The sequence below is a fragment of the Microbacterium maritypicum MF109 genome (assembly GCF_000455825.1).
Taxonomy (GTDB): Bacteria; Actinomycetota; Actinomycetes; order Actinomycetales; family Microbacteriaceae; genus Microbacterium; species Microbacterium maritypicum_A.
Window position 1 is genome coordinate 1 of record NZ_ATAO01000104.1, and the last position, 260, is coordinate 260.

The 260-nt window shown below is 65.8% G+C and carries 1 pseudogene; it reads left to right on the forward strand.

From position 1 onward, the window contains the following. Positions 1 to 260: pseudogene (locus L687_RS0121170) on the forward strand (carbohydrate ABC transporter permease); the annotation flags it as partial.

Here is a 260-nt window from a genome sequence, read left to right on the forward strand (position 1 = left end):
CATCCGCCCCGTGCTGGTGACGGTCGTGCTGGTCACCTTCATCGGCCCCTGGAACGAATTCCTCTGGCCCTTCCTCATCACGAAGGATGCGAGTCTGCAGCCTCTGGCCGTCTCACTCGCGAACTACATCTCCAACGTGGCGCAGTCCACGGCCAACCCGAACGGCGCGATCCTCGCCGGCGCCACGGCGCTCGCGTTCCCCGTCGTCATCCTGTTCGTCGTCTTCCAGCGCTTCTTCAAGGCCACCGACCTCGGCGCGG